Origin of the sequence: Methylorubrum podarium, from assembly GCF_022179745.1 — a bacterium.
In the GTDB taxonomy this organism is placed as follows: domain Bacteria; phylum Pseudomonadota; class Alphaproteobacteria; order Rhizobiales; family Beijerinckiaceae; genus Methylobacterium; species Methylobacterium podarium.
Map to the genome: position 1 here is coordinate 1 of NZ_BPRD01000117.1, position 2317 is coordinate 2317.

Sequence of the window (2317 nt, forward strand, 5' to 3'; positions counted from 1 at the left end):
CGCCGCGGGCCTGGAGCGAGCCGCCGCGGGCGGCCGAGGGCGCGCGGCGCGCCATCGCCGCGACGGAACCGCTGCTGACGCTGCGCGCGGATTCGGCCGAGCCGACGCCGCAGGTCGAGCCGGCGCGCTGGAATTCCGGTAACGGGCAGCGCGAGGACAGCGTGAGCCAGGGCGCGTTTGACCTGATCGAGGCGCCCTATCTCCTCGTCACCGCCACCGATGCGGGCGGCCGGACCGAGCCCGGCTCCAGCCTGTTCGTCACCCTGGTGCGCCGGGCGGCGGACGGGCGCGGCCTGTCCGTCCTCCGAACCGGTGAGCGGGGCGTCGTGGCGACCCGCCTCGGCGGCTTCGAGACCGTCGAGACGACGCTCTCGGCCGCCGGAAAGCGGAACTGCATCGGCTTCCGCAGCCTCGACCTGAAGGCGGTAGCCATCGATGGCTGGCTGTGCGGCATCCTCGGGCAGGCACCGGAAGCGCGCGCCGTGGCCTGCGCCATCGACCGGATCGCGCTGGCCGGCCGCGTGACGGCGACTCTCGGTGACGATATGTCCGCCCGCGCGAGCGCCTGTCAGGCCGAGGAGGCCGCTGCGGCGGGGCCGGGTGATCGCACGGGCTCCATCGCCGTCGCCGAGGCGGCCGCGAGCAACAATGCGGCAAAAACACGGCGAAAATGACGAAGCGCGGCCATATTTCGGGAACAACGGCCACGCCTGAGCGTCTACTCCTCAACAAGCGGGATTCTTAACGAACGGCCCGTACAGTCGCCTCTCACACGACAAGGTACGCCATGCGCTTTTCCAAGCTTGCCCTTCTGGGCGCCATGACCCTCACCGCGATCGGGTTCGGAACCAGTGCGGAGGCGCAGGGCCCCTACGGCAACCCCGGTTACGTCCGCGTGAGCCAGCCGCTGCCGATCCGCATCCGCCCGCGCTCCTGGCTCGATGCCGGCAACGTGGTCGAGCCGGGCAACGGCTCCGTGTCGAACCCGGCCACCAACCCGGCCTTCATCGCCGCGTCGAACCAGCTCAACCCGGTCTACGGCCGCAACGACCGCTTCGGCGCCGGCATCCTGCCCGATCCGATCACCAACGGCCCGTTCATCGGCGCCCGCTCGACGGCGATCCGCAACGTCGATTTCTCGGCCGTCGACGCGATCGATCCGACCTCCTACGTCGCCCGCTACGGCAACCCGTACCGGTAGGATCTCTCTCCCGATCAGCGGACGGATGCGGGCCCTTCGGGGCCCGTTTTCGTATCTCGGCGCCGCTCCGATCAGGTCTTGAGCACCGGCTCCGCGACGTCGCCCGCGCCGCGCTCGGCGAGGTAGTGGGGCTGGAACAGGCACATCCGCACCGCGTCGCGGTAGCGGCCGTTGACGAAGAACTCGTCCCTCAGAATGCCCTCGGGGCGGAAGCCGCAGCTCTCGTAGATGCCGGCCGCGCGCTTGTTGTCCTTGTCCACGTGCAGGTAGAGCTTGTGGATGTTGAGCACCTTGAACGCGTAGTCGATGGCGATGCGGGTGGCGCGCTTGGCGTAGCCCTTGCCCTGATGATCGGGGTGGATCGCGATCTGGAACTCGCAGCGTCGGTGCAGGTGGTTGATCTCCACGAGCTCGACCATGCCCGCCGGCTCGCTCCGGTCCGTGGCGATGATGAAGCGCCGCTCGGTCTGATTGTGGATGTTGCGCTCGTAGAGCTGCGCCAGCTCGGCGAAGGACTCGTAGGCCTCCTCGAACCAGTAGCGCATGATGCTGTCGTTGTTGTTGAGCTGGTGCACGAAGAGGAGGTCTTCGCGCTCCAGCGGTCGCAATTTGATGCTCATGTCCGCGCTCGGGCCGGGGCTGGATGGAGTCGGCCCCAGGCCTACTCCCATGCCGACCAAGACGGAATGATGAAAGCCGGCTTCAAACCGCGCGGAGCCGGATCTCCTCCTGCGCCAGGGCGCGGGCCGCGATTTCGTCGAGGTGGTCGAGCGGCCCGCGGAAGCGCAGGGCCCGCGTCGGCTCGCCGGCCCGCATCACCAGCACGACGGTCTCGACGTCCGGGCAGCCGGGATCGGCGCAGGCGATCTCGTTGACGGAGAGCGCGTCCGCCTCGCCGAGATCCAGGGCCGGTCGCAGCACCGCCTTCGCGCGGGCTGCCGCTTGCGCCAGTCCCGCCGAGCGGGCACGCCAGTCCTTCAGGCTGATGAAGCCCATCGGACTCAGGCGGCCGCCCGGCGCCAGGCCGGAAACGGATCGGGCAGGTCGCGATAGGCCTCCGGATCGAAGCGCCGGATCTGCGCCGAGCCGACGAGGCAGGCGTCGAGCGCGGCGGTG

At 69.7% G+C, this 2317-nt stretch carries 4 protein-coding genes; 2 read left to right on the plus strand and 2 right to left on the minus strand.

The window, feature by feature from the left end; translation table 11 throughout:
* Nucleotides 1-674: hypothetical protein (locus MFF42_RS06225; protein WP_238254970.1), on the plus strand; the 674-nt coding region annotated here is incomplete at its 5' end.
* A 113-nt stretch (nucleotides 675-787) separates the two neighbouring features.
* The gene (locus tag MFF42_RS06230; RefSeq protein WP_096485698.1) at nucleotides 788-1201 is read left to right on the plus strand and encodes a hypothetical protein; all 414 of its coding nucleotides are present in this window, start codon (nucleotides 788-790) and stop codon (nucleotides 1199-1201) included.
* Nucleotides 1202-1272: 71 nt separating this feature from the next.
* Here the strand turns inward: MFF42_RS06230 and speG are convergent, their stop codons facing one another.
* Together speG and MFF42_RS06240 are read right to left on the minus strand one after the other, a co-directional pair.
* Entirely contained in the window at nucleotides 1273-1821 is a 549-nt protein-coding gene (speG, locus tag MFF42_RS06235) for a spermidine N1-acetyltransferase (protein ID WP_141951658.1), read from the minus strand.
* An 82-nt stretch (nucleotides 1822-1903) separates the two neighbouring features.
* Nucleotides 1904-2197, minus strand: coding sequence for a hypothetical protein (locus MFF42_RS06240; protein WP_238254971.1), 294 nt, complete (start codon nucleotides 2195-2197; stop codon nucleotides 1904-1906).
* Nucleotides 2198-2317: the final 120 nt, after the last annotated feature.

Excerpts from the sequence above, each read along its gene's own strand:
- MFF42_RS06230 (WP_096485698.1), top strand. The coding sequence starts at position 788 with ATGCGCTTTTCCAAGCTTGCCCTTCTGGGCGCCATGACCCTCACCGCG.
- speG (WP_141951658.1), bottom strand. The coding sequence starts at position 1,821 with ATGAGCATCAAATTGCGACCGCTGGAGCGCGAAGACCTCCTCTTCGTG.
- MFF42_RS06240 (WP_238254971.1), bottom strand. The coding sequence starts at position 2,197 with ATGGGCTTCATCAGCCTGAAGGACTGGCGTGCCCGCTCGGCGGGACTG.